This is a genomic window from Achromobacter sp., assembly GCF_036567245.1.
In the GTDB taxonomy this organism is placed as follows: domain Bacteria; phylum Pseudomonadota; class Gammaproteobacteria; order Burkholderiales; family Burkholderiaceae_B; genus Achromobacter.
In genome coordinates, this window is the sequence record NZ_DATCUY010000421.1 from 1 (window position 1) to 18442 (window position 18442).

The 18442-nt window shown below is 66.2% G+C and carries 18 protein-coding genes and 1 pseudogene; 14 read left to right on the forward strand and 5 right to left on the reverse strand.

The genetic code is table 11. From position 1 onward, the window contains the following. Positions 1-333 (forward strand): annotated as a pseudogene (locus tag VIR09_RS18025) (tRNA (adenosine(37)-N6)-threonylcarbamoyltransferase complex transferase subunit TsaD); the annotation flags it as partial. A 49-nt stretch (positions 334-382) separates the two neighbouring features. Here the strand turns inward: VIR09_RS18025 and plsY are convergent. After that, a complete protein-coding gene (gene plsY, locus VIR09_RS18030; protein WP_332014108.1) occupies positions 383-1021 on the reverse strand; it encodes a glycerol-3-phosphate 1-O-acyltransferase PlsY in 639 nt (212 codons plus the stop codon). Between the two features lie 188 nt (positions 1022-1209). Here plsY and surE point away from each other — a divergent pair, with 188 nt between their 5' ends. The 9 genes from surE to rlmD all read left to right on the forward strand — a co-directional run bounded on the left by surE (position 1210) and on the right by rlmD (position 10289). Then, positions 1210-1968, forward strand: coding sequence for a 5'/3'-nucleotidase SurE (gene surE, locus VIR09_RS18035; protein ID WP_332014109.1), 759 nt, complete (start codon positions 1210-1212; stop codon positions 1966-1968). Further along, positions 1953-2777: a protein-L-isoaspartate(D-aspartate) O-methyltransferase gene (locus tag VIR09_RS18040; protein WP_332014110.1), complete on the forward strand. Its 825-nt coding sequence runs from the start codon at positions 1953-1955 to the stop codon at positions 2775-2777. Before surE ends, VIR09_RS18040 begins: the two co-directional genes overlap by 16 nt. Positions 2778-2794: 17 nt before the next feature. Then, complete coding sequence (locus VIR09_RS18045; RefSeq protein ID WP_332014111.1) at positions 2795-3649, forward strand: peptidoglycan DD-metalloendopeptidase family protein; 855 nt, start codon at positions 2795-2797, stop codon at positions 3647-3649. Continuing rightward, positions 3646-4425: a 3'-5' exonuclease gene (locus VIR09_RS18050; RefSeq protein WP_332014112.1), complete on the forward strand. Its 780-nt coding sequence runs from the start codon at positions 3646-3648 to the stop codon at positions 4423-4425. Before VIR09_RS18045 ends, VIR09_RS18050 begins: the two co-directional genes overlap by 4 nt. Positions 4426-4606: 181 nt before the next feature. Beyond that, on the forward strand, positions 4607-5212 hold the full coding sequence (locus VIR09_RS18055; RefSeq protein WP_332014113.1) for a hypothetical protein: 606 nt from the start codon (positions 4607-4609) through the stop codon (positions 5210-5212). A 359-nt stretch (positions 5213-5571) separates the two neighbouring features. Next, entirely contained in the window at positions 5572-6324 is a 753-nt protein-coding gene (locus tag VIR09_RS18060) for a TorF family putative porin (protein ID WP_332014114.1), read from the forward strand. Between the two features lie 143 nt (positions 6325-6467). After that, the gene (locus VIR09_RS18065; protein ID WP_332014115.1) at positions 6468-7391 is read left to right on the forward strand and encodes a LysR substrate-binding domain-containing protein; all 924 of its coding nucleotides are present in this window, start codon (positions 6468-6470) and stop codon (positions 7389-7391) included. Between the two features lie 117 nt (positions 7392-7508). After that, positions 7509-8693, forward strand: coding sequence for an MFS transporter (locus VIR09_RS18070; protein ID WP_332014116.1), 1185 nt, complete (start codon positions 7509-7511; stop codon positions 8691-8693). A gap of 102 nt (positions 8694-8795) precedes the next feature. Continuing rightward, a complete protein-coding gene (gene rlmD / locus VIR09_RS18075) occupies positions 8796-10289 on the forward strand; it encodes a 23S rRNA (uracil(1939)-C(5))-methyltransferase RlmD (RefSeq protein ID WP_332014117.1) in 1494 nt (497 codons plus the stop codon). Between the two features lie 21 nt (positions 10290-10310). Here rlmD and cueR read toward each other — a convergent pair whose 3' ends face one another. Further along, complete coding sequence (gene cueR, locus VIR09_RS18080) at positions 10311-10703, reverse strand: Cu(I)-responsive transcriptional regulator (RefSeq protein WP_332014118.1); 393 nt, start codon at positions 10701-10703, stop codon at positions 10311-10313. A 124-nt stretch (positions 10704-10827) separates the two neighbouring features. Between cueR and VIR09_RS18085 the strand changes: the two genes are divergently transcribed. The 3 genes from VIR09_RS18085 to VIR09_RS18095 all read left to right on the forward strand — a co-directional run bounded on the left by VIR09_RS18085 (position 10828) and on the right by VIR09_RS18095 (position 13589). After that, positions 10828-11028, forward strand: a complete 201-nt coding sequence (locus tag VIR09_RS18085; RefSeq protein WP_332014119.1) for a heavy-metal-associated domain-containing protein — start codon at positions 10828-10830, stop codon at positions 11026-11028. A gap of 176 nt (positions 11029-11204) precedes the next feature. Continuing rightward, a complete protein-coding gene (locus tag VIR09_RS18090) occupies positions 11205-11933 on the forward strand; it encodes a glutathione peroxidase (RefSeq protein WP_332014120.1) in 729 nt (242 codons plus the stop codon). 219 nt (positions 11934-12152) lie between these two features. After that, the gene (locus tag VIR09_RS18095) at positions 12153-13589 is read left to right on the forward strand and encodes a dihydrolipoyl dehydrogenase (RefSeq protein WP_332014121.1); all 1437 of its coding nucleotides are present in this window, start codon (positions 12153-12155) and stop codon (positions 13587-13589) included. Between the two features lie 80 nt (positions 13590-13669). On the opposite strand, the gene VIR09_RS18100 is transcribed toward VIR09_RS18095, so the two are convergent. The 3 genes from VIR09_RS18100 to VIR09_RS18110 form a co-directional block, all read right to left on the reverse strand. Further along, positions 13670-14560 (reverse strand): 23S rRNA (adenine(2030)-N(6))-methyltransferase RlmJ, encoded by an 891-nt coding sequence (locus VIR09_RS18100; protein WP_332014122.1) that lies wholly within the window; start codon positions 14558-14560, stop codon positions 13670-13672. A 12-nt stretch (positions 14561-14572) separates the two neighbouring features. Next, on the reverse strand, positions 14573-15322 hold the full coding sequence (gene ugpQ / locus VIR09_RS18105) for a glycerophosphodiester phosphodiesterase (protein ID WP_332014123.1): 750 nt from the start codon (positions 15320-15322) through the stop codon (positions 14573-14575). A 108-nt stretch (positions 15323-15430) separates the two neighbouring features. Beyond that, positions 15431-16723: a M20/M25/M40 family metallo-hydrolase gene (locus tag VIR09_RS18110; protein WP_332014124.1), complete on the reverse strand. Its 1293-nt coding sequence runs from the start codon at positions 16721-16723 to the stop codon at positions 15431-15433. 345 nt (positions 16724-17068) lie between these two features. Between VIR09_RS18110 and VIR09_RS18115 the strand changes: the two genes are divergently transcribed. Then, positions 17069-18442: SurA N-terminal domain-containing protein (locus VIR09_RS18115; protein ID WP_332014125.1), on the forward strand; the 1374-nt coding region annotated here is incomplete at its 3' end.

The following is an 18442-nucleotide window of genomic DNA, read 5'->3' on the forward strand; positions in this document are numbered from 1 at the left end:
CAGGCCCGCGCCGACCTGGCCGCGGCCACGCAGGCCGCCATCGTGGAAGTGCTGGCGGCCAAGGCCATCAAAGCCCTGAAACAGACCGGACTGAAGCGTTTGGTGGTGGCCGGCGGCGTGGGCGCCAACCAATTGCTGCGCTCCAAGCTGGACGCCGCGCTCAAGCCGCTCAAGGCGCGCGCCTATTTCCCGCCGCTGGAACTGTGCACCGACAACGGCGCCATGATCGCCTTCGCGGCCGCCGAGCGGGTCAAGGCCGGCCTGGTGACGCTGGACCCGGATGCGCACAGCTTTACCGTCAAGCCGCGCTGGGACCTGGCCGACATCGCCTGAAATGAAGAGGGCGGCCCTGGGGCCGCCCTGTCACATAGGCGTATTGCGCCTACTTCTTCTTGCCGCCGATGCGGCTTTCCGTGCCTTGTACCAGGCGCGTGATGTTGGCGCGGTGGCGGTAGAACAACAGCACGCCGATGACCGCCAGCGCGACGCCCATGGGCGGCTGGGCATACCAGGCCAGGCCGGAGCCGAACACGTAGTACACGGGAGCAAAAAAGGCCGCCACCAGGGATGCGAGCGATGAATAACGGAAGAACACCGCGACGATAAGCCAGGTGGCCGCCGTGGCGACCGCCAGCCAGGGCTGGATCGCCACCAGCACGCCCAGGGCGGTGGCCACGCCCTTGCCGCCCTTGAAACGCAGGAATATCGGGTACAGATGGCCCAGGAAGGCGGCGAGCGCCACCAGCGCGAGCGCGACCGGGGCGATCCCGGGGGCCAGTTTTTCGGCCAGCCAGATCGCGAACCATCCCTTGGCGGCATCGCCCAGCAGCGTCAGCGCGGCGGCCGTCTTGTTCCCGGTGCGCAGCACGTTGGTGGCGCCCGGGTTCTTCGAGCCGTAGCTGCGGGGGTCCTGCAGGCCCATGAGCTTGCTGACGACCACGGCAAACGGCACGGAGCCGATCAGGTAGGCCAGCAGGATGAGCGCAGCGCTGAAGACCAGGGAGGGGTCGTTTATCGCCATGAAAGGGGTCCGTTGTTGTTGTGTTGTTACCGTAATGGCTGCGGATTCTACCGCGCCCGGGGCCGGGGACGGCTACGGGTTATCGAGCGGCACGCCGGCGCCCGTCTGCCAGCCGATCGCACGGATGACGGCCGCGGACGGTACAATCCGACGCGTTCACCCGCGTTTTATTTTCTTTCGGATGCACAATGCGAATTCTGGTTTCGAACGATGATGGTTATTCCGCCCCCGGGCTCGAGGCGCTGGTTGACGCGCTGCAGGGCCTGGGCGATCTCACCGTCGTCGCGCCCGAGACCAACCATAGCGGCGCGTCCAACTCGCTGACGTTGAATCGGCCTCTGTCGGTGCGCACCGCCTCCAACGGCTACATCGCCGTCAACGGCACGCCGTCCGACTGCGTGCACGTGGCCCTCACCGGCCTCATGGATACCCGGCCCGACCTGGTCGTGTCCGGCATCAACAACGGCGCCAACATGGGCGACGACACGCTGTATTCGGGCACCGTGGCCGCCGCCAGCGAAGGTTATCTGTTCGGCATCCCCGCCATCGCTTTCTCGCTGGCCGAGAAGGGCTGGGCGCACATCGATTCCGCCGCGCGCGCCGCGCGCCTGGTGGTCGAGCGCCATCTGGCCCAGCCGCTGGCCGCGCCGGTGCTGCTGAACGTCAACATTCCCAGCCGCCGCTTCGAAGACATGCACGGCTTCGCGGTCACGCGCCTGGGCAAGCGCCATCCTTCGCAGCCTGTGGTGCGCACGACCACGCCGTATGGCGATACCGTCTATTGGATCGGCCCCGTGGGCTTGGCGGCCGACGCCACGCCGGGCACGGACTTCCATGCCGTCGAGCAAGGCACGGTGTCGGTCACGCCGTTGCGCCTGGACCTGACCCAGCACAGCCAGCTCGACGAGATCCGGACCTGGGCGGAGCCGCTATGCGCAAACGCGTAAGCCAACCGGACGTGAGCCAGCCCGTGCCCGGGCGTACCGGCCCGGTGCGCTATGACTCGGGCCGGCTCAGTCCTGGTGTCACGCCCGCCAACAGCAATACGCGCATTTCCGCAGCCACGCTGCAACGCCAGACGCAGGCGCCCGCGCCGGCATCCGGCAGCAATCTGGGCCTGAACTCCGATCGCCTGCGCCAAGCCATGGTGGAACGCCTGCGGGCGCAGGGCATTACCGACGAACGCGTACTCAATGCCATGGGCGCCGTGCCGCGCCATCTGTTCGTCGACGAGGCGCTGGCCAGCCGCGCCTACGAAGACGCGGCGCTGCCCATCGGCCATTCGCAAACCATCTCGCAACCCTGGGTGGTGGCGCGCATGATTGCCGCCGTTTGCGACGACCGCACGCCCACCCGCGTGCTGGAAGTCGGCGCGGGTTGCGGATACCAGGCGGCGGTGCTCGCGCAATTCGTGCGCGAGGTCCACTCCATCGAACGCATCCGCGGACTGTATGAGCTGGCGCGCGAGCATCTGCGCGCCTTGCGGCTCACCACCAGGATCCGCTTGATCTACGGCGACGGTATGCTGGGCCTGCCAGGCGTGGCGCCGTTCGATGCTATCGTTGTGGCTGCCGCTGGCCTTGCCATCCCGCAGGCGCTGCTGTCGCAGCTCGCACCGGGTGGCCGCCTGATCGCTCCTGAAGGGGGCGCCAACCAGCGCCTGGTTCTTATCGAACGCACAGGCGCGGCCAGCTGGAAACGCACTGAATTAGAGGCCGTGCGCTTTGTGCCGCTACGGGCCGGAATACAATCTTGAGCAAACAGGAGAAACGTATGCTCAACGGGCAGTTGCAACTGACCGATATCACCCTGGGCGCGTCCATGACGCGCCTGCGCCGCCCGCTCTTCATCGCGGGGGCTCTCAGCCTGTCCATTCTGGCTGGCTGCGCTTCGAAAGGTACTCGCGCCCCGGTGGTCGACATGACCGGCGGGCAACCCGCGCCGGCGACCCAACCCGGTGGCAGCTATGTGGTGAAGCCGGGCGACACGCTCTACAAGATCGCCCGCGCCAACAATGTGGACATCGAGAACGTCAAGCGCTGGAACAACCTCAGCGATCCCAACCAGATTTCGGTCGGCCAGGTCCTGAAAATGTCTGGCAGCGCCAGCGGCGGGGCGCAGACCGCGCCGGTTGCAGGCGTCAAGCCGCAGCCGCGTCCGCTGGACCAGCCGGAAACCCTGCCGCCGCCGACTACCGAGACCACCACTCCGCCGCCCACGGCGCCGGTCGAAACCAAGCCCGCCACGCGCGCGGCCGATGCGGCCGTCATCAATTGGGCCTGGCCCGCCAACGGCCAGATCGTGCAGGGCTTCAACAACAGCAGCAAGGGCATCGACATCGCCGGCGCGCTGGGCGATCCCATCACCGCCGCGGCCGACGGCCTGGTCAAGTACAGCGGCAACGGCGTGCGCGGCCTGGGCAACCTGATCATCGTCGAACACCAGAACGGCTTCATCACGGCTTACGCGCATAACCGCGCGGTACTGGTGAAGACCGGCCAGACGGTCAAGCGCGGCGCCAAGATCGCCGAACTCGGTCAAAGCGACACCACCTCGCCGCGGCTGCATTTCGAGATCCGCCGCCAAGGCCAGCCGGTGGACCCCATGCAGTACCTGCCTGCCAAATGACGCCGACCCTGGTATTCGACCTGGAAACCATCCCCGATGCCGATGGGCTGCGCAAGCTCAACGGCTGGGGGTCCGAGGTCTCCGACCAGGAAGTGGTAGAGCGCGCGCTGACCGCGCGCCGCGAGGCCGTGGGTCATGATTTCCTGCCGCTGCATCTGCACAAGGTGGCGGTGGTGGGCTGCGTGTTCCGCGATGACCAGGGCTTTCGCGTCAAGACCCTGGGCCAGCCCGACGATCCCGAAGCCGCCTTGCTGGCGGGCTTCTTCAAGACCATCGAGCGCTACACGCCCAAGCTGGTGAGCTGGAACGGTTCGGGCTTCGACCTGCCGGTGCTGCATTACCGCAGCCTGATCCAGGGCGTGCCCGCGCCGCGCTACTGGGACATGGGAGAGGAAGACCGCGATTTCAAGTTCAACAACTACATCTCGCGCTACCACTCCCGCCACCTGGACCTGATGGACCTGCTGGCCAAGTACAACGGCCGCGCCAACGCGCCGCTGGACGATCTGGCCAAGCTTTGCGGCTTTCCCGGCAAGCTGGGCATGGATGGCAGCAAGGTGTGGGAGGCCTGGAGCCAGGGCCGCGCCGACGAGGTGCGGGCCTATTGCGAAACCGACGTGGTCAACACCTGGCTGGTGTATTGCCGGTTCCGCTTCCTGCGCGGTGAACTCGACCGCACGTCCTACGAGGCCGAAATTGCGCTGGTGCGCGACACCCTCAGCGCCAGCGACGCACCGCACTGGAAGGAATACATGGCGGCCTGGGACGCCAGCTGAACGCCATGGCCGCCGGAAGATCCGTCTTCCGGCAAGCAGGATGGAAACGGGGCCCGCGCGGCCCCGTTCCTGCGTCTGGAGCTTGCGCAATCGACTGAAACATTGCTTGCGCCGACGAAACCTGGATGAAACCGGGGCAATCGCACAATGGCCTCGCTTTCTTCACTTTCAGGAGACCTACATGTCCCGATTCGCTATCCGCTCCAATTTGGCCGCTCTTGCATTTGTCGCCGCGACGGGCGGCTTGCTGGCCGGTTCCGTCATGGCTGCGCCTCCTCCTCCCGCTGACGGCGGTCCGGCCGCGATGCATGATGGCCAGCGCGGCGGCTTCCACAAAGGCATGCGCGACGGCCTTCTCATTCCCGGCCTGGGTCCCGTGACCAAGGCGCAGGTCGCCGAGCTGAAGCTGGACGACAAGCAGCAAGCCCTGTTCAAGACCGCGCAAGACGGGCAGCGCAGCCTGCACGAAGCCATGCGCGCTTCCGGTGGCAAGCGCCACGACTTGCTGAAGGCGCAATTGGACAGCGGCAAGCTGGATCCCCACGCGCTGGTCGAGCAGTCCGAGAAATCGCGCGATGCCTTTGGTCCCCAGGCCAAGCAGGTGCGCGACCAATGGCTCGCGGTCTGGGACAGCCTGAACGACACCCAGCGCGGCCAGGTGACCAAGTTCGTCAAGGAGCGCCAGGACCGGATGCAGGAACGTCACGCCCGGATGGAAGGACGCCATGGCAAGGGCAGGGCTGAAGCGCCCGCGGCCGCCGTGCCGGCCAAGCCCGCCGCCAACTAAGCAAGCCCCGCGGCCGGCCTTCCTGCGCCGGCCCAGGCGAAAAGCCCCGGACACGCCACCGCGTGCCGGGGCTTTTCATTTGCGGGCCCAACTTGTGGCGTGCCGGCGGCAGCGGGGAGTCACGCTGGCGCGGACTCCCTGTCTTGATGCATGAATGCGCGCGCGCGGTCCGTCGCGTGCACTGTCCTGGTGCGCGGCAGACGGCGCCACGGTCCATGCTCGGTAGCATCGGCCTGCGCCAGACCTGGCACGGACATTGCTTTGTGAAGGGGGAACCGGCACGAAATGCTGCATAGCCGGTCCTGTGGATGCGCTGTAGCCATCCCTCACTCGATAAATCCGAACAGGACTCCGCAATCATGAAGAAGACGTTGCTAGCCGTGCCCTTGGCGCTCGCCGCTTGTTTCGCCGCGGCGGCGCAGGCCGAACCCACCGATCTGGGCGGCGGATTCTCGCTCAGCGGCAACGCCGCCATCGTCAGCGACTATCGCTTCCGCGGCTATTCGCAGACCGACTTCCGGCCCGCCGTGCAGCTGGGCTTCGACCTGACGCACAGTTCCGGTTTCTATCTGGGCAACTGGAACTCCAACGTCTCCGACTTCGTCTTTACCGACGGCAACCTGGAGATGGATTTCTACGGTGGCTGGAAGGGCGAGGTGGGCGGCGGCTTTACCCTGGACGCGGGCGTGCTGCACTACTACTACCCGGGCTCCAGTTCGCCGAAGGGTGGCAACTACAACAACACCGACCTCTACCTGGGCGCGTCCTACGGCAACTACAGCCTCAAGTACTCCTACACGCCGAGCGACTTCTTCAGTACGCCCGACAGCAAGGGCACCTGGTACCTGGACGGCACGGCCAACTTCGATCTGGGCGACGGCTGGGGCCTGGTTGGCCACCTGGGCTACCAGAAGCTCAAGAACCAGACCAATATGGACGGCGACTCCATCGGCCATTACGTCGATTACAAGGTCGGTGTGACCAAGGACCTGAAGGGCTGGATCCTGGGACTGGCCGCCGTGGGCGCGACCAAGGACAACTGGCTGCCCACGAAGTACGGCCATCCCTCGGGGCGCCTGGGCGCGGTGTTCTCGGTGGCGCGTTCCTTCTGACCGCTATCCGTGGCGGCGCCTGACAGCGCCGGCCTTGGGCTCGCCGTGGACAGCCTGTAGCGCGCGGTCCATGGCAAGCCTTTTTTTTGCTGGCAAGATAAAAAATATACTGCGGGTATCGAATCAGAACCTCAGGCGTTCCAATGATAGAAACCCGCCTATTGCGGCAGTTCATCGCGGTGGCCGAAACGCTGCACTTCAACCGCGCCGCGCAGCGTCTGCACATGGCGCAACCGCCGCTGAGCCAGGCCATCCGGCGGCTGGAGGCAGAGATAGGCGTGACGTTGTTCGAGCGCACCAACCGCAGCGTCGCCCTGACGCCCGCGGGTGCGGCGTTCCTCGATACCGCGCGGCGCATCCTGGACGGCCTGGACGAAGGCGTGGCCCGCACTCGGCGCGTGGCGCAGGGCATGGACGGGCACTTGACGATGACCTTCATCAATATCGCGCCCTATGCCTCGCTGCTGCGGGCCTTGCGCGATTTCCGGCTGACGTGTCCGGCGGTGGCGTTCACCTTGCGCGAAGGCACGACGCGAGAGCAGGTCGAAGCCCTGGAGAACGGGACGGCGGATATCGGCTTCCTGCGCACGCCTGGCGGCAGCACGCCGGATCTGCGCTTTCAGGTCCTGCTGCGCGAACCCATCTGCGTAGCCCTCCCGACAGGCCATCCGCTGGCCTACCAGCCTTCGATCGAACTCGCCAGACTCAAGAACGAAGCGTTTGTCGCATCGCCCAGATCCTTGGGCCAGGGCCTGCACGACCAGTTGATCCAGCTCTGCCAGACTGCCGGATTCCGGCCCGTGGTAGCGCAGGAGGCTCGTCAGCTGCAGACTCTGATTGCTTTGGTGGCGGCGGGCTTTGGTATCGCTCTGTTGCCAGGATCGCTAGCCGCGCAACGGCGCGACGACGTCGTCTTTCGCGCGATCGAGAGCGACGCGCCCATGGCGCTGACGCATCTGGACCTGTTGATGGCCTGGAATCCTTCCCGGACTTCACCCGCCCGCGACCGCTTGGTCTCGACCATGCGGCAGGCATTTTCAGACGTTGAAAATCTTATTCTTGAATAAATAAGATATTTTACGAACGATACGTACGCCCCTAAGCTCAATCCCAGGATTCGGCCCGCTGCCTGGCAGCTGCCTCGCGGTTTGCGCTGGATCTTTCCATTTGAGCCTGGGATCGTCATGCCTGTCGCCGTCTACGTCTTTTCCGTATGCACTTTTGCATTCGGCCTTTCCGAATTTGTCGCCGCTGGCCTGATATCGGCCATGGCCGCAAGCCTGGGTGCCAGCATCGAGGCGGCGGGCGCCGCGATCGCGGCCTACGCCTTGGGGGCTGCCATCGGCGCACCCCTGGTGACGGCGCTGCTCGCGCCCTGGACGGATCGCCGCATCCTGACGCTGGCCATGGCCGTGCTGGCCTTGGGCAGCGTGCTGATGAGCCTGTCGCCCACTTTGCCGGTCTTGCTGGGCGTGCGCTTCGTGGTGGGACTGGCGCACGGGGTATTCATGGCGGTGGCTTCGGATGCGGCCACCAGATTGGTGGCGGCTCCGCGGGCCGGGCGGGCGTTGTCGGTGGTGTGGATCGGCCTGACGCTGGCCCTGGCGCTAGGGGTCCCGCTGGGCACGTTCCTGGGCAGCATCTGGTCGTGGCGCGCCATTTTTGCCGGCGTGGGCGTGTTGGCGCTGGCAGGCGCCATCGGCCTGCTACGCTACATGCCTGTACGCGGGCAGGGCAAGCCGCAGGCGGCCGTGCGCGCCGGCTTGCGGGCGCTGGCGCATCCCCGCATGCTGGCGACGGCCGGGGTAGGCGCCCTGGTCAGTGTGGCGACGTTCAGTTTCTTCACCTTCATCTCTCCCTATCTGCTGCAGGTCACGCAGGCGGATGTGCGGTGGCTCAGCGCCGCCATGCTGCTGTTCGGCCTGTGCTCGATAGCCGGCAATCTGTTCGGCGGCTATCTGGCTGACGCGATGGACGCAGACCAGGCGGCGCTGCTCGCGCTGGCGGCGCTGGCCGCCAATCTGTCGGGACTGTACCTGTTGCGGGATTCCGGGCTGGCGGTGGTGGCGCTGGCCGGCGTGCTGGGCATGGTGTTCTTCTGCATCGTCACCATGCTGACGCTCAGGTTGCTGAAACTGGCGCAGCGCCACGTGCCCGAATCCACGGCGGTAGCGGCCGGCCTGAACATTGCTTCCTTCAATCTTGGAACCGCGGTGGGCGGTGGGCTGGGCAGCCTGACCATCGTCCATGCCGGCCTGGCGTGGCTGCCGCTCGTGGGAGCGGTTGCCGCCGTGGCGGCCATGGCCGCGCTGCGCTTGCAGCGGCCGCGCACGCAGGCTCGGGATATCGCCCGACAGCCAAGGGGCTAGGGCCGTCAGCGGCGCGTTCCGGCCCCGCTACCGCCATTTCCAGGATTGGCCTCAGTCCTTCTACAATAGCGGGTTGCGTGTAATTCTTCTGGACTGCGTGAGATGTCTGACGTTTTGAGTATTGAATCCCTGGACCTGGAAGCCAGGGGTATCGCCCGCCGCGACGGGAAAGTCGTCTTCGTCGAAGGCGCCTTGCCGGGCGAACGGGTAACCACGGTCACCTTGCGCCGCAAGCCGTCCTACGAGATTGCGCGCGTGGACGAGGTGCTGCGGCCTTCGTCGCAGCGGGTGGCGCCGCGCTGTCCGCATTTCGGCGTCTGTGGCGGCTGTGCCATGCAGCACCTGGAACCCAGCACGCAGGTGGCCATCAAGCAGCGTTCGCTGGAAGACACCTTCTGGCACGTGGGCAAACTGCGCCCGGCGCGCATCCTGGCGCCGCTGCAAGGCCCGACCTGGGGCTACCGCTACCGCGCCCGCCTGTCGGTGCGCGTGGTGCCGAAGAAGGGCGGGGTGCTGGTCGGTTTCCACGAGCGCAAGAGCAGCTATGTGGCCGACATGCGCGAATGCCATGTGCTGCCGCGCCACGTCAGCGACCTGCTGGTCCCTCTGCGCGAAATGATCGGCTCCATGTCGGCGCCGGACCGCATGCCGCAGATCGAAGTGTCGCTGGGCGAGGGAGTGACCGCGCTGGTCCTGCGCCATCTGCTGCCGCTGACCGACGGCGACATCGCCATCCTGCGCGCTTTCGCCGATAAGCACGACGTGCAGTGGTGGCTGCAATCCAAGGGGCCGGAAACCGTGCATCCGCTGGAGCGCGAGCACGGCGAAACCCTGGCCTACACCATGCCGGAATTCGGCCTGCGCATGCCGTACCGGCCCACCGATTTCACGCAGGTCAACCACGCCATCAACCGCGCCATGGTGTCGCGCGCCCTGAAGCTGCTGGAAGTGCGACCGACCGACCGCGTGGCCGATCTGTTCTGCGGCCTGGGCAACTTCACGCTGCCGCTGGCGACGCAGGGCAAGGAAGCGGTCGGCGTGGAAGGCAGCAAGGCGCTGACCGACCGCGCGTTCGATGCGGCATCGCGCCACGGCCTGGGCGATCGCACCAGCTTCGCCACCTTGAATCTGTTCGAGGTGGACGTGGAATGGCTGCGCGGGCTGGGCTACTTCGACCGCATGCTGATCGATCCGCCGCGCGAAGGCGCGCACGCGGTGGCGCAGGCATTGTCGCTGCTCGAAGCCCAGGAGCGCCCCGTCCGCATCGTCTATGTGTCCTGTAACCCTGCCACGCTGGCGCGCGATGCCGCCATCCTGGTGCATGAGGGCGGTTACGTGCTCAAGAGTGCAGGGGTCATCAACATGTTTCCGCACACGGGCCACGTCGAGTCGATCGCCGTGTTCGAGTCCTTGGACGCCGAAGGCATCGCGATAGTGCGGGAACGCGCACGCCAGCGCGCCATCCAGGCCGCAGCGGAAGCGGCTGCCGCGGAAGAGGCGAAGGCCGCCGCCGCCGCCGAGAAGGCGGCCGCCAAGCAAGCCGCCACCGAGGCGTACCACGCCAAGGTAGCGGCCGAGGCGCAGGCCCAGGACTGATCGCGCGGGGCCTGGGCCGCTTCAGTGCTTGCAGCTCAGGCCTTCGAGGATGGGGCAGTCCGGCCTGTCGTCGCCTTGGCAGTGCTCGGCCAGATGCTTCAAGGTGGCTGCCATGTCGCGCAGCGCCTCGGCCTTGCGCTCCAGTTCCTGCACGTGTTCCAACGCGATGCGCTTGACGTCGGCGCTGGCGCGGCTGCGGTCCTGCCACAGCGCCAGCAGCTCATTCATCTGTTCCACCGAAAAACCCAGGTCGCGCGCGCGGCGCACGAAGCGCAGCGTGTGCAGGTCGTGGTCGCTGTAGACGCGGTAACCGGAATCCGTGCGCCCGGCGGGGCTGATGAGGCCGATGCTCTCGTAATAACGGATCATCTTGGCGGAAATGCCGGAACTCTTCGATGCTTCTCCGATGTTCATTGCTCTGCTCCTGTGTAGCCTGGCTCCGATTCTACGCTTGACCTTGCCATCATAGGAAGGTTTAAGCTGCTTTCCATGGTGGACGAAACGCTGTCCATCACCCTTGAATCCTATGGAGATAACTATGAGCATCGAGTTCCAAGTGGCTGACATGACCTGCGGCCATTGCGCCAAGACCATCACGGCCGCGGTGAACCAGGCCGCGCCGGGCGCGACGGTCACGATCGACCTGTCGACGCACCGCGTGACGGTGACCGGCGCCGACGACGCCGACAAGATCGAAGACGCGATCCGCGACGCTGGCTACCAGCCTCTCCCGGCGTAATTTCTCCAGGCGCGAGGCCGGGCTATGATAGGGCCGGTCTCGTGCTAGTTATTTCTTCATTGCCAAAATCTATCGATTCATTGAATTTATTAAATTTGAATAATTGATAGTAAGGATTTATCATTCTTTCCATGGTGGTTAATCAAACAACCCCGCTACCCCAAGGAGAGATTTGAATGCTGCAAAACCGCGAAGGCCAACGTGTCCCGAACGTAACGTTCCCGATCCGTGAGGACAACACCTGGAAGAAGGTCACGTCCGACGACCTGTTCAAGAACAAGACCGTCGTGGTCTTCTCGCTGCCCGGCGCTTTCACGCCGACCTGCTCGTCGACCCACCTGCCGCGTTACAACGAACTGGCTCCCGCGTTCTTCGCCGCCGGCGTGGACAGCATCGTCTGCGTCTCGGTCAATGACACCTTCGTCATGAACGAATGGGCCAAGGACCAGGAATCGGCCAATATCACGCTGCTGCCCGACGGCAACGGCGCGTTCACCGAAGGCATGGGCATGCTGGTCGACAAGAGCGACCTGGGCTTCGGCAAGCGCAGCTGGCGCTATTCGATGCTGGTCAAGGACGGCGTGGTCCAGAAGATGTTCATCGAGCCGGAAAAGGAAGGCGACCCGTTTGAAGTGTCGGACGCCGACACCATGCTCGCTTACTTCGCCCCGTCGGCCAAGAAGCCCGACCAGGTGGTCGTGTTCTCCAAGCCGGGCTGCCCGTTCTGCGTCGAAGCCAAGGCGCTGCTGGATGCCAAGGGCTACGCTCCGATCGAGATCCCGCTGGAAAACAAGGTCCGCGGCCGTGTGATCGGCGCCGTGTCCGGCAAGGGCACCGCCCCGCAGGTGTTCATCAACGGCTCGTTGATCGGCGGCCTGGAAGAGCTCAAGGCGCACTTCGCCTAAGCGTCTGCAAACCTGCCGGTCCCTGGGTTCGCCCCAGGGACCGGCAGGGCGGAAGGGCGGTTCGCCGCCCGCCGCCAACTTCACGAGTTTCCCTTTTTACGCACCTTTGCGCGCGGCCCCTCACGGGCGCTGCGGGACGGTTTACGTCCTGAGGGTGCGCAACAAGGCGGAACCCGCCTTTGAATTCCTGCTCCACGCCACACCGGGGGATACCCAGTCATGAAAACTCTGCATACCGATATCGCTGTCATCGGCGCCGGCACGGCCGGCCTGGCCGCTTACCGCGCCGCCCGCGCCGCGGGCCAGCGCGCGCTGCTGATTGAAGGCGGTCCCTACGGCACCACCTGCGCCCGCGTCGGCTGCATGCCGTCCAAGCTGCTGATCGCCGCTGCCGAAGCGGCTCACAACGCGGCCCATACCGAGCCGTTCGGCGTGCATGTGGGAGGCGAGATCACGGTGGATGGCGCGGAAGTGATGGACCGCGTCAAGCGCGAGCGCGACCGCTTCGTCGGCTTTGTGCTGGAAGGCGTGGAAAGCATTCCCGCCGAAGACAAGCTGCGCGGCTACGCGCGCTTCGTGTCCGACACGGTGCTGCAGGTGGACGAGCACACGGAAGTGCGGGCGTCCCGTGTGGTGATCGCGACCGGCTCGCGCCCCTCGGTGCCGCCGCCGTTCCGCGCGCTGGGCGACCGGCTGGTGCTGAACGACGACGTGTTCGCCTGGGACGATCTGCCGGGACGCGTGGCCGTGTTCGGTCCGGGCGTGATCGGGCTGGAACTGGGCCAGGCGCTGGCGCGCCTGGGCGTGGAAGTGCGCGTGTTCGGCGTCAGCGGCAGCCTGGCCGGCATCAGCGATCCGCAAGTGCGCAACACCGCCCGCAAGATCTTCCAGCGCGAGTTCTATCTGGATCCAGACGCCCGCGTGCTTGAAACGACCCGCGTCGGCGACGAAGTGGAAGTCCGCTACGTTGGGCTGGACAACAGCGAGCGCATCGAACGCTTCGACTACGCGTTGGTGGCCACCGGCCGCCGCGCCAATGTGGACGGGCTGGGGCTGGAAAACACGACGCTGCAACTGGACAAGCACGGCGTGCCGCTGTTCGACCGCGAAACCATGCAGGCGGGCGACGCGCCCATCTTCATTGCTGGCGACGCCAATGCCGACGCGCCGCTGCTGCACGAAGCTGCCGACGAGGGCCGCATCGCGGGCGAAAACGCTGCCCGCTATCCGGAAGTGCGCAAAGGCCTGCGCCGAGCGCCGTTGGCCGTGGTGTTCTCGGATCCGCAGATCGCCATGGCGGGGCAGGGCCATGCGCGGCTGGTGCCGGGCACCTTCGTTACCGGCGAGGTGGACTTCAGCGACCAGGGCCGTTCGCGGGTCATGCTGAAGAACCGCGGCATGCTGCACGTCTACGCGGACATCGAGACGGGCCGTTTCCTGGGCGCTGAAATGGTCGGCCCCAGCGCCGAACACATCGGCCACCTGCTGGCCTGGGCCGTGCAGCAGGAACTGACCGTGGCGCGCATGCTGGAAATGCCCTTCTATCACCCCGTGATCGAGGAAGGCCTGCGCACCGCGCTGCGCGACGCCGCGGCCAAGCTGGCCCGGGCGCAAGAGGCGCTGCGCCGCGAAGAGCCGGAAAGCGAAACGGCCTGAGCGCCGCGTTAGCGATTGCATGAGCCGGTAGCAAAAAGGCCACGAATGATCGTGGCCTTTTTTTTGCGTTCGGCGCGGAATCAGTCGTCCGACTGCTTCTTCGGCACCGGGAACGGATTCTCGCGGAACTGCAGCGTGAAGCCGGCCCGCTCATCCTGACCCAGCGTGCGCGCCAGATAAGGCATGGCCTGCTTCAGGGCGTCATGCAGCGTCCAGGGCGGATTGATCAGGAACATGCCGCTGCCATGCAGACCGTAGCCGTCGATGGTGGCTTTCTTCACGGTCAGGGTGGCGTGCAGCCAGCTCTTGACCTTCAGGTTTTCCAGGTGGCGCGCCATTTCGCTGGCCTCGCGGCGCTGCACCAGCGGGTACCAGACGGCATAGGTGCCGGTGGCGAAGCGCTTGATGCATTCCTTGATGGTGACGAACGTGCGGCGGTAGTCGTTCTTGTCCTCGTACGAGGGATCGATCAGCACCATGCCGCGGCGCGTGGGCGGCGGCAGCAGGGCCTTGACGCCTTCGAAGCCGTCGTCGCCGTAGATGGTGGTCTGGCGCTGCGCTGCGCGGCCTTGATGCTCAAGGTTGGCGACCAGCGTGTCGATTTCGGTCGGGTGCATCTCGAACAGGCGCAGCCGGTCCGACGGGCGCAGCGCGTCCAGCGCCAGCCACGGCGAGCCGGGGTAGCGCCGCAGCCGGCCATTGGTGTTGTAGGCGCGGATCCGGGCGACGTACTCCGCCAGGATAGGCGGCAGGTCATCGGCTTCCCACAGGCGGCCGATGCCGTCGGCGAACTCCGAAGTCTTGGCAGCCCAGTCGCTGTCAAGGCTGTAGAGCCCGGCGCCGGCGTGGGTGTCCACGACCCAATAGGGCGCGTCCTTTTTATTGAAGTAATCCAGCGTGTGGATCAGGATGGCGTGCTTGAGCACGTCGGCGTGGTTGCCGGCGTGGAAGGCGTGGCGGTAACTGAACACGGGCGTTCTGCCTCAGGCGGCGGGCCGGATCGCGGCCAGCTCGTCGGTGAAAATGCCGTCTATGCCCCAGTCGAGCAGCAGGCGGGCGCGCTCAGGGTCGTTGACGGTCCAGGCCGCGATGCGGTAGCCGGCGGCGTGCACGGCGGCTATCAGTTCGCGGGTTGCGTCTTTCTGGTTGATGTTCAGGGCCACGCAGTCGTATTTGACCAGGCGCTCGCGCCAGTCGGCGGGGACCTTCTCCACCAGCAACGCGCGCGGCAGTTCGGGGGCGGTTTCCCGCGCGGCTTGCAGGGCTTCTTCGGCGAACGAGGACAAGAGCGGCGGTTCGGCCGCGCCTTGCCACAGTTGGCGCGCAGCCAGCGCCACGGCGCGGCCGGTCTCGGCTTCGCGGCCCGGGCAGGGCTTGATCTCGACGTTGCTGGCAATGCCGTTGGCCACCGTATAGCGGGCCACGGCGGCGAAAGTGGGCAGCGGCTCGCCGGCGTAGGCGGCCGAATGCCAACTGCCGAAGTCCAGCTGGGCCAGCTCCGAATAGGTCTTGGCGGCGGCCGGACCCTTGCCGTTGGAGGTCCGGTTCACGTCGTCGTCGTGCATCAGCACCAGCACGTTGTCGCTGCTCAGCTTGACGTCGTATTCGAACATCGTGAAGCCGTGCTCGGCGCCCACGCGCATGGCGGCCAGGGTGTTCTCCGGGGCCAGACGACCGCCGCCGCGGTGCGCGATGTAACGGGAGTAGGGCCAGGAGGGGAGTTTTGCGCTCATTTAGGTGTTGCTTCGGGTTCTTTTGTACAGGGTTGCAAGGATACTCCTTCTGCACGCCGGATCCCGGCCTGCCGCGGCGCGCGCGGACGCCGCGGCTAGCCCACGGACCTACTTCATGGGCGCCTTGTCCTGCGATACGTCCATGATCATCCGCGCGGCCAGGTACAGGCGCGGCACGATGCTGTTGATCTGAATGTATTCGGCGTCGTTGGAGTGCGCGCCGAAACCGCTCAGGCCCATGCCTTCGATCACCGGACCGCGCGCCTTCAGGGCGGCGAAGGCCGCGTCCGTGCCACCGCCGCTGGCGCGGTCCACGACTTTCATCGGCAGGTCCAGTTCCCTGTAGATCTGCACGCCGTGCTGGGCCAGGGCGCGCGAGGCCGGCGTGGCTTCCAGCGGCGGGCGGCGCACCTCGAACTTCACGCTGACCTTGGATTCGGGCAGCAACTTCTTCTGTATGCGCTCTTCCAGCGTGCGCGACAGCGCGTCGAAGTCGGAGACGCGCAGCGCGCGGGCGTCGGCCTGGGCGGTGGCCTGGCCCGGGATGACGTTGCGGTTGGTGCCGGCCTGGGCCACGGTCCAGTTGAGCTTCAGGCCTTCCTCGGGCTTGGACAGCTTGTCCAGTTGCAGCAGCTGGTGCGCCAGTTCATACAGCGCATTGACGCCGCCTTCCGGGCGCGCACCGGCATGCGAAGTCTTGCCCTGCACGGTCAGGTAGGCCGCGCCGATGCCGCTGGTGGCCAGCGTCAGGCGCGCCTCGGCGCCGCCGCCCTCGAACGAGAACACCGCGTCCTGGTCGGCGCCCAGGCGGGTGATGGTGCTGCGCGCGCCCGGCGAGCTGATTTCCTCGTCGCCATTGATCAGCACGGTAATGGTGCCGTAGTCCTCGAAACCCAGTTTTTGCAGCAGTGTCAGGGTATGGATGATGGCGGCCACGCCATGCTTGTCGTCGGCGATGCCCAGACCGTAGGCTTTATCGCCGTCGACGCGGAAGGGCTGGTCTTTGAGCATGCCGTTGCGGTAGACGGTGTCCATGTGGGCGATCAGCATGATTTTCTTCTGTCCCTTGCCCTTGAATTCGGCATGGACCATGGGGCCGACCTTTTCCGGCGTGTCGTCCAGGCGGAAGACGTCGGCGGGCTGGATGATCTCCACCGTGCCGCCCAGCGCTTTGAGCCGGTCTCGGATCAGTACGGCGATGCGCTCCACGCCCTCGACGTCCTTGCTGCCCGATTCGATGCCGACCAGGTCGCGCATGGTGTCCAGCATGCCTTGCTGCTGGGCTTGGGCGGCGTTGTGGACGGCGGCGACGGGCGCGGCCAGCGCGGCGGGGGCGCCGCCGATGAAGGCCAGGGCGATGCAGGTGCGCAGGAGTTGCAGGCGGGGGGATGTGAACGGCATCAGTGTGTACCTCTGAGCGTGCGTGGAAGGGGCTGCGTCCATCGGGGACGCGGCGTCGGGGTAATGGGGGCTTACCCTGACAGGCCACAATACGGGGGCTGCAAGGGGCTGGAAATGGTGGTTCCCCGGGTTGACTCGGTCCCCGGTTCCGTGCCGCCGGAGCCGGGCGGAAGCCCCGGACGCCATTCGGAAGATTCCTGGCCTGCGCGGCGAATGAGAAATGCTAAAATCCGCCCGCTGATCCGGTATTGACCGGTATGGGAATAGGGCGAATCGACTTCGCCTTTTTTTATGCGTTTTCTTGCGGCTTCGGGCGTCTGCCTGGAGTGCGGCAACAGGGATTCCATGTTCGAATTTATTCGCAGCCATCGGCGCTGGATGCAGCTCATCCTGCTGCTTCTGATTGTGCCGTCCTTCTTCCTGGTCGGGATTCAAGGCTATGACAGCTTCATGCGCGCCGAGCCTGAACTGGCCACGGTCAATGGTCAGCCCGTTACCCGGGCCGAATTCGACCAGGCGCACCGCAACCAGCTGGAGCAGTTTCGCCAGCGCATGGGCGCCCAGTTCGATCCGGCCGTGATCGACACGCCGGCGTTGCGCGAAGGCCTGCTCAATCAGCTGATCAATCAGCGCCTGCTGGCCAACGTCGCCGTCGACAACCGTTTCTCGGTGTCCGACGAAACGCTGCGCAACACCATCGCGGCGATTCCGGAAGTCCAGGACAATGGCCGCTTCTCGCCCGAGCGCTACCGCCAGGTGCTGGCCGCGCAAGGCATGTCGCCGACCTCGTTCGAAGCCGGCCTGCGCCGCGACCTCGCCGTCGCTCGCGTGCTGGAGCCCGTCGGCCAGTCGGCCCGCGCGCCTGGCGAAGTCGTGGCCGCGCTGGAAACGGCATTGACGCAGCAACGCACGGTGCAGTTGCGCCGCTTCGCTGCCGCCGATTTCCGCTCGCAGGTCAGCGTCAGCCCGGCCGACATCCAGGCCTGGTACGACGCCAACAAGCAGCAACTGCAGATTCCCGAACAGGTCCAGGTCCAGTACCTGGTGCTGGACGAGGCCGCCGCCACGCAAGGCGTGCAGGTCAAGGACGAGGACCTGGCGTCCTACTACGAGCAGAACAAGAACCGCTTCGGCCAGCCTGAACGCCGCCGTGCCAGCCACATCATGATCAACCTGGCCCCCGGCGCCTCGGAAGATGCCCGCAAGGCCGCCCGCGCCAAGGCCGAGGATCTGGCCAAGCAAGCGGCCGCCGACCCGGCGCAGTTCGCCGAACTGGCGCGCAAGAACTCGCAGGACGCGGGTTCGGCCGCCAATGGCGGCGATCTGGGCTGGCTGGCTCCGGGCATGCTGACCGGTCCGCTGGAAAAGGCCATCTTCGGCCAGGCCAAGGACCAGGTGTCCGGCGTGATCGAAACCCCGTCCGGCCTGCACGTCGTCAAGGTCACCGAGATCCAGCCCGCCGCCATCAAGCCGCTGGCCGAGGTCAAGGACCAGATCACCGCTGAAGTCCGCAAGCAGCTCGCCGCCGTGCGCTTCTCGGAAATGGCCAGCCAGCTGAACAAGCAGGTCTACGACCAGCGCGACAGCCTGCAGCCTGCCGCCGACACCGTCGGCCTGAAGCTGCGCACCGCGTCCGGCGTGACCCGCGAAGGCCTGCTGCCTGCCGACAAGGCCGGCCCGGGCTCGGCTGCCGCCGGCCCCGACGCCGCGCTGCTGGAC

Excerpts from the sequence above, each read along its gene's own strand:
- plsY (WP_332014108.1), bottom strand. The coding sequence starts at position 1,021 with ATGGCGATAAACGACCCCTCCCTGGTCTTCAGCGCTGCGCTCATCCTG.
- surE (WP_332014109.1), top strand. The coding sequence starts at position 1,210 with ATGCGAATTCTGGTTTCGAACGATGATGGTTATTCCGCCCCCGGGCTC.
- VIR09_RS18040 (WP_332014110.1), top strand. The coding sequence starts at position 1,953 with ATGCGCAAACGCGTAAGCCAACCGGACGTGAGCCAGCCCGTGCCCGGG.
- VIR09_RS18045 (WP_332014111.1), top strand. The coding sequence starts at position 2,795 with ATGCTCAACGGGCAGTTGCAACTGACCGATATCACCCTGGGCGCGTCC.
- VIR09_RS18050 (WP_332014112.1), top strand. The coding sequence starts at position 3,646 with ATGACGCCGACCCTGGTATTCGACCTGGAAACCATCCCCGATGCCGAT.
- VIR09_RS18055 (WP_332014113.1), top strand. The coding sequence starts at position 4,607 with ATGTCCCGATTCGCTATCCGCTCCAATTTGGCCGCTCTTGCATTTGTC.
- VIR09_RS18060 (WP_332014114.1), top strand. The coding sequence starts at position 5,572 with ATGAAGAAGACGTTGCTAGCCGTGCCCTTGGCGCTCGCCGCTTGTTTC.
- VIR09_RS18065 (WP_332014115.1), top strand. The coding sequence starts at position 6,468 with ATGATAGAAACCCGCCTATTGCGGCAGTTCATCGCGGTGGCCGAAACG.
- VIR09_RS18070 (WP_332014116.1), top strand. The coding sequence starts at position 7,509 with ATGCCTGTCGCCGTCTACGTCTTTTCCGTATGCACTTTTGCATTCGGC.
- rlmD (WP_332014117.1), top strand. The coding sequence starts at position 8,796 with ATGTCTGACGTTTTGAGTATTGAATCCCTGGACCTGGAAGCCAGGGGT.
- cueR (WP_332014118.1), bottom strand. The coding sequence starts at position 10,703 with ATGAACATCGGAGAAGCATCGAAGAGTTCCGGCATTTCCGCCAAGATG.
- VIR09_RS18085 (WP_332014119.1), top strand. The coding sequence starts at position 10,828 with ATGAGCATCGAGTTCCAAGTGGCTGACATGACCTGCGGCCATTGCGCC.
- VIR09_RS18090 (WP_332014120.1), top strand. The coding sequence starts at position 11,205 with ATGCTGCAAAACCGCGAAGGCCAACGTGTCCCGAACGTAACGTTCCCG.
- VIR09_RS18095 (WP_332014121.1), top strand. The coding sequence starts at position 12,153 with ATGAAAACTCTGCATACCGATATCGCTGTCATCGGCGCCGGCACGGCC.
- ugpQ (WP_332014123.1), bottom strand. The coding sequence starts at position 15,322 with ATGAGCGCAAAACTCCCCTCCTGGCCCTACTCCCGTTACATCGCGCAC.
- VIR09_RS18110 (WP_332014124.1), bottom strand. The coding sequence starts at position 16,723 with ATGCCGTTCACATCCCCCCGCCTGCAACTCCTGCGCACCTGCATCGCC.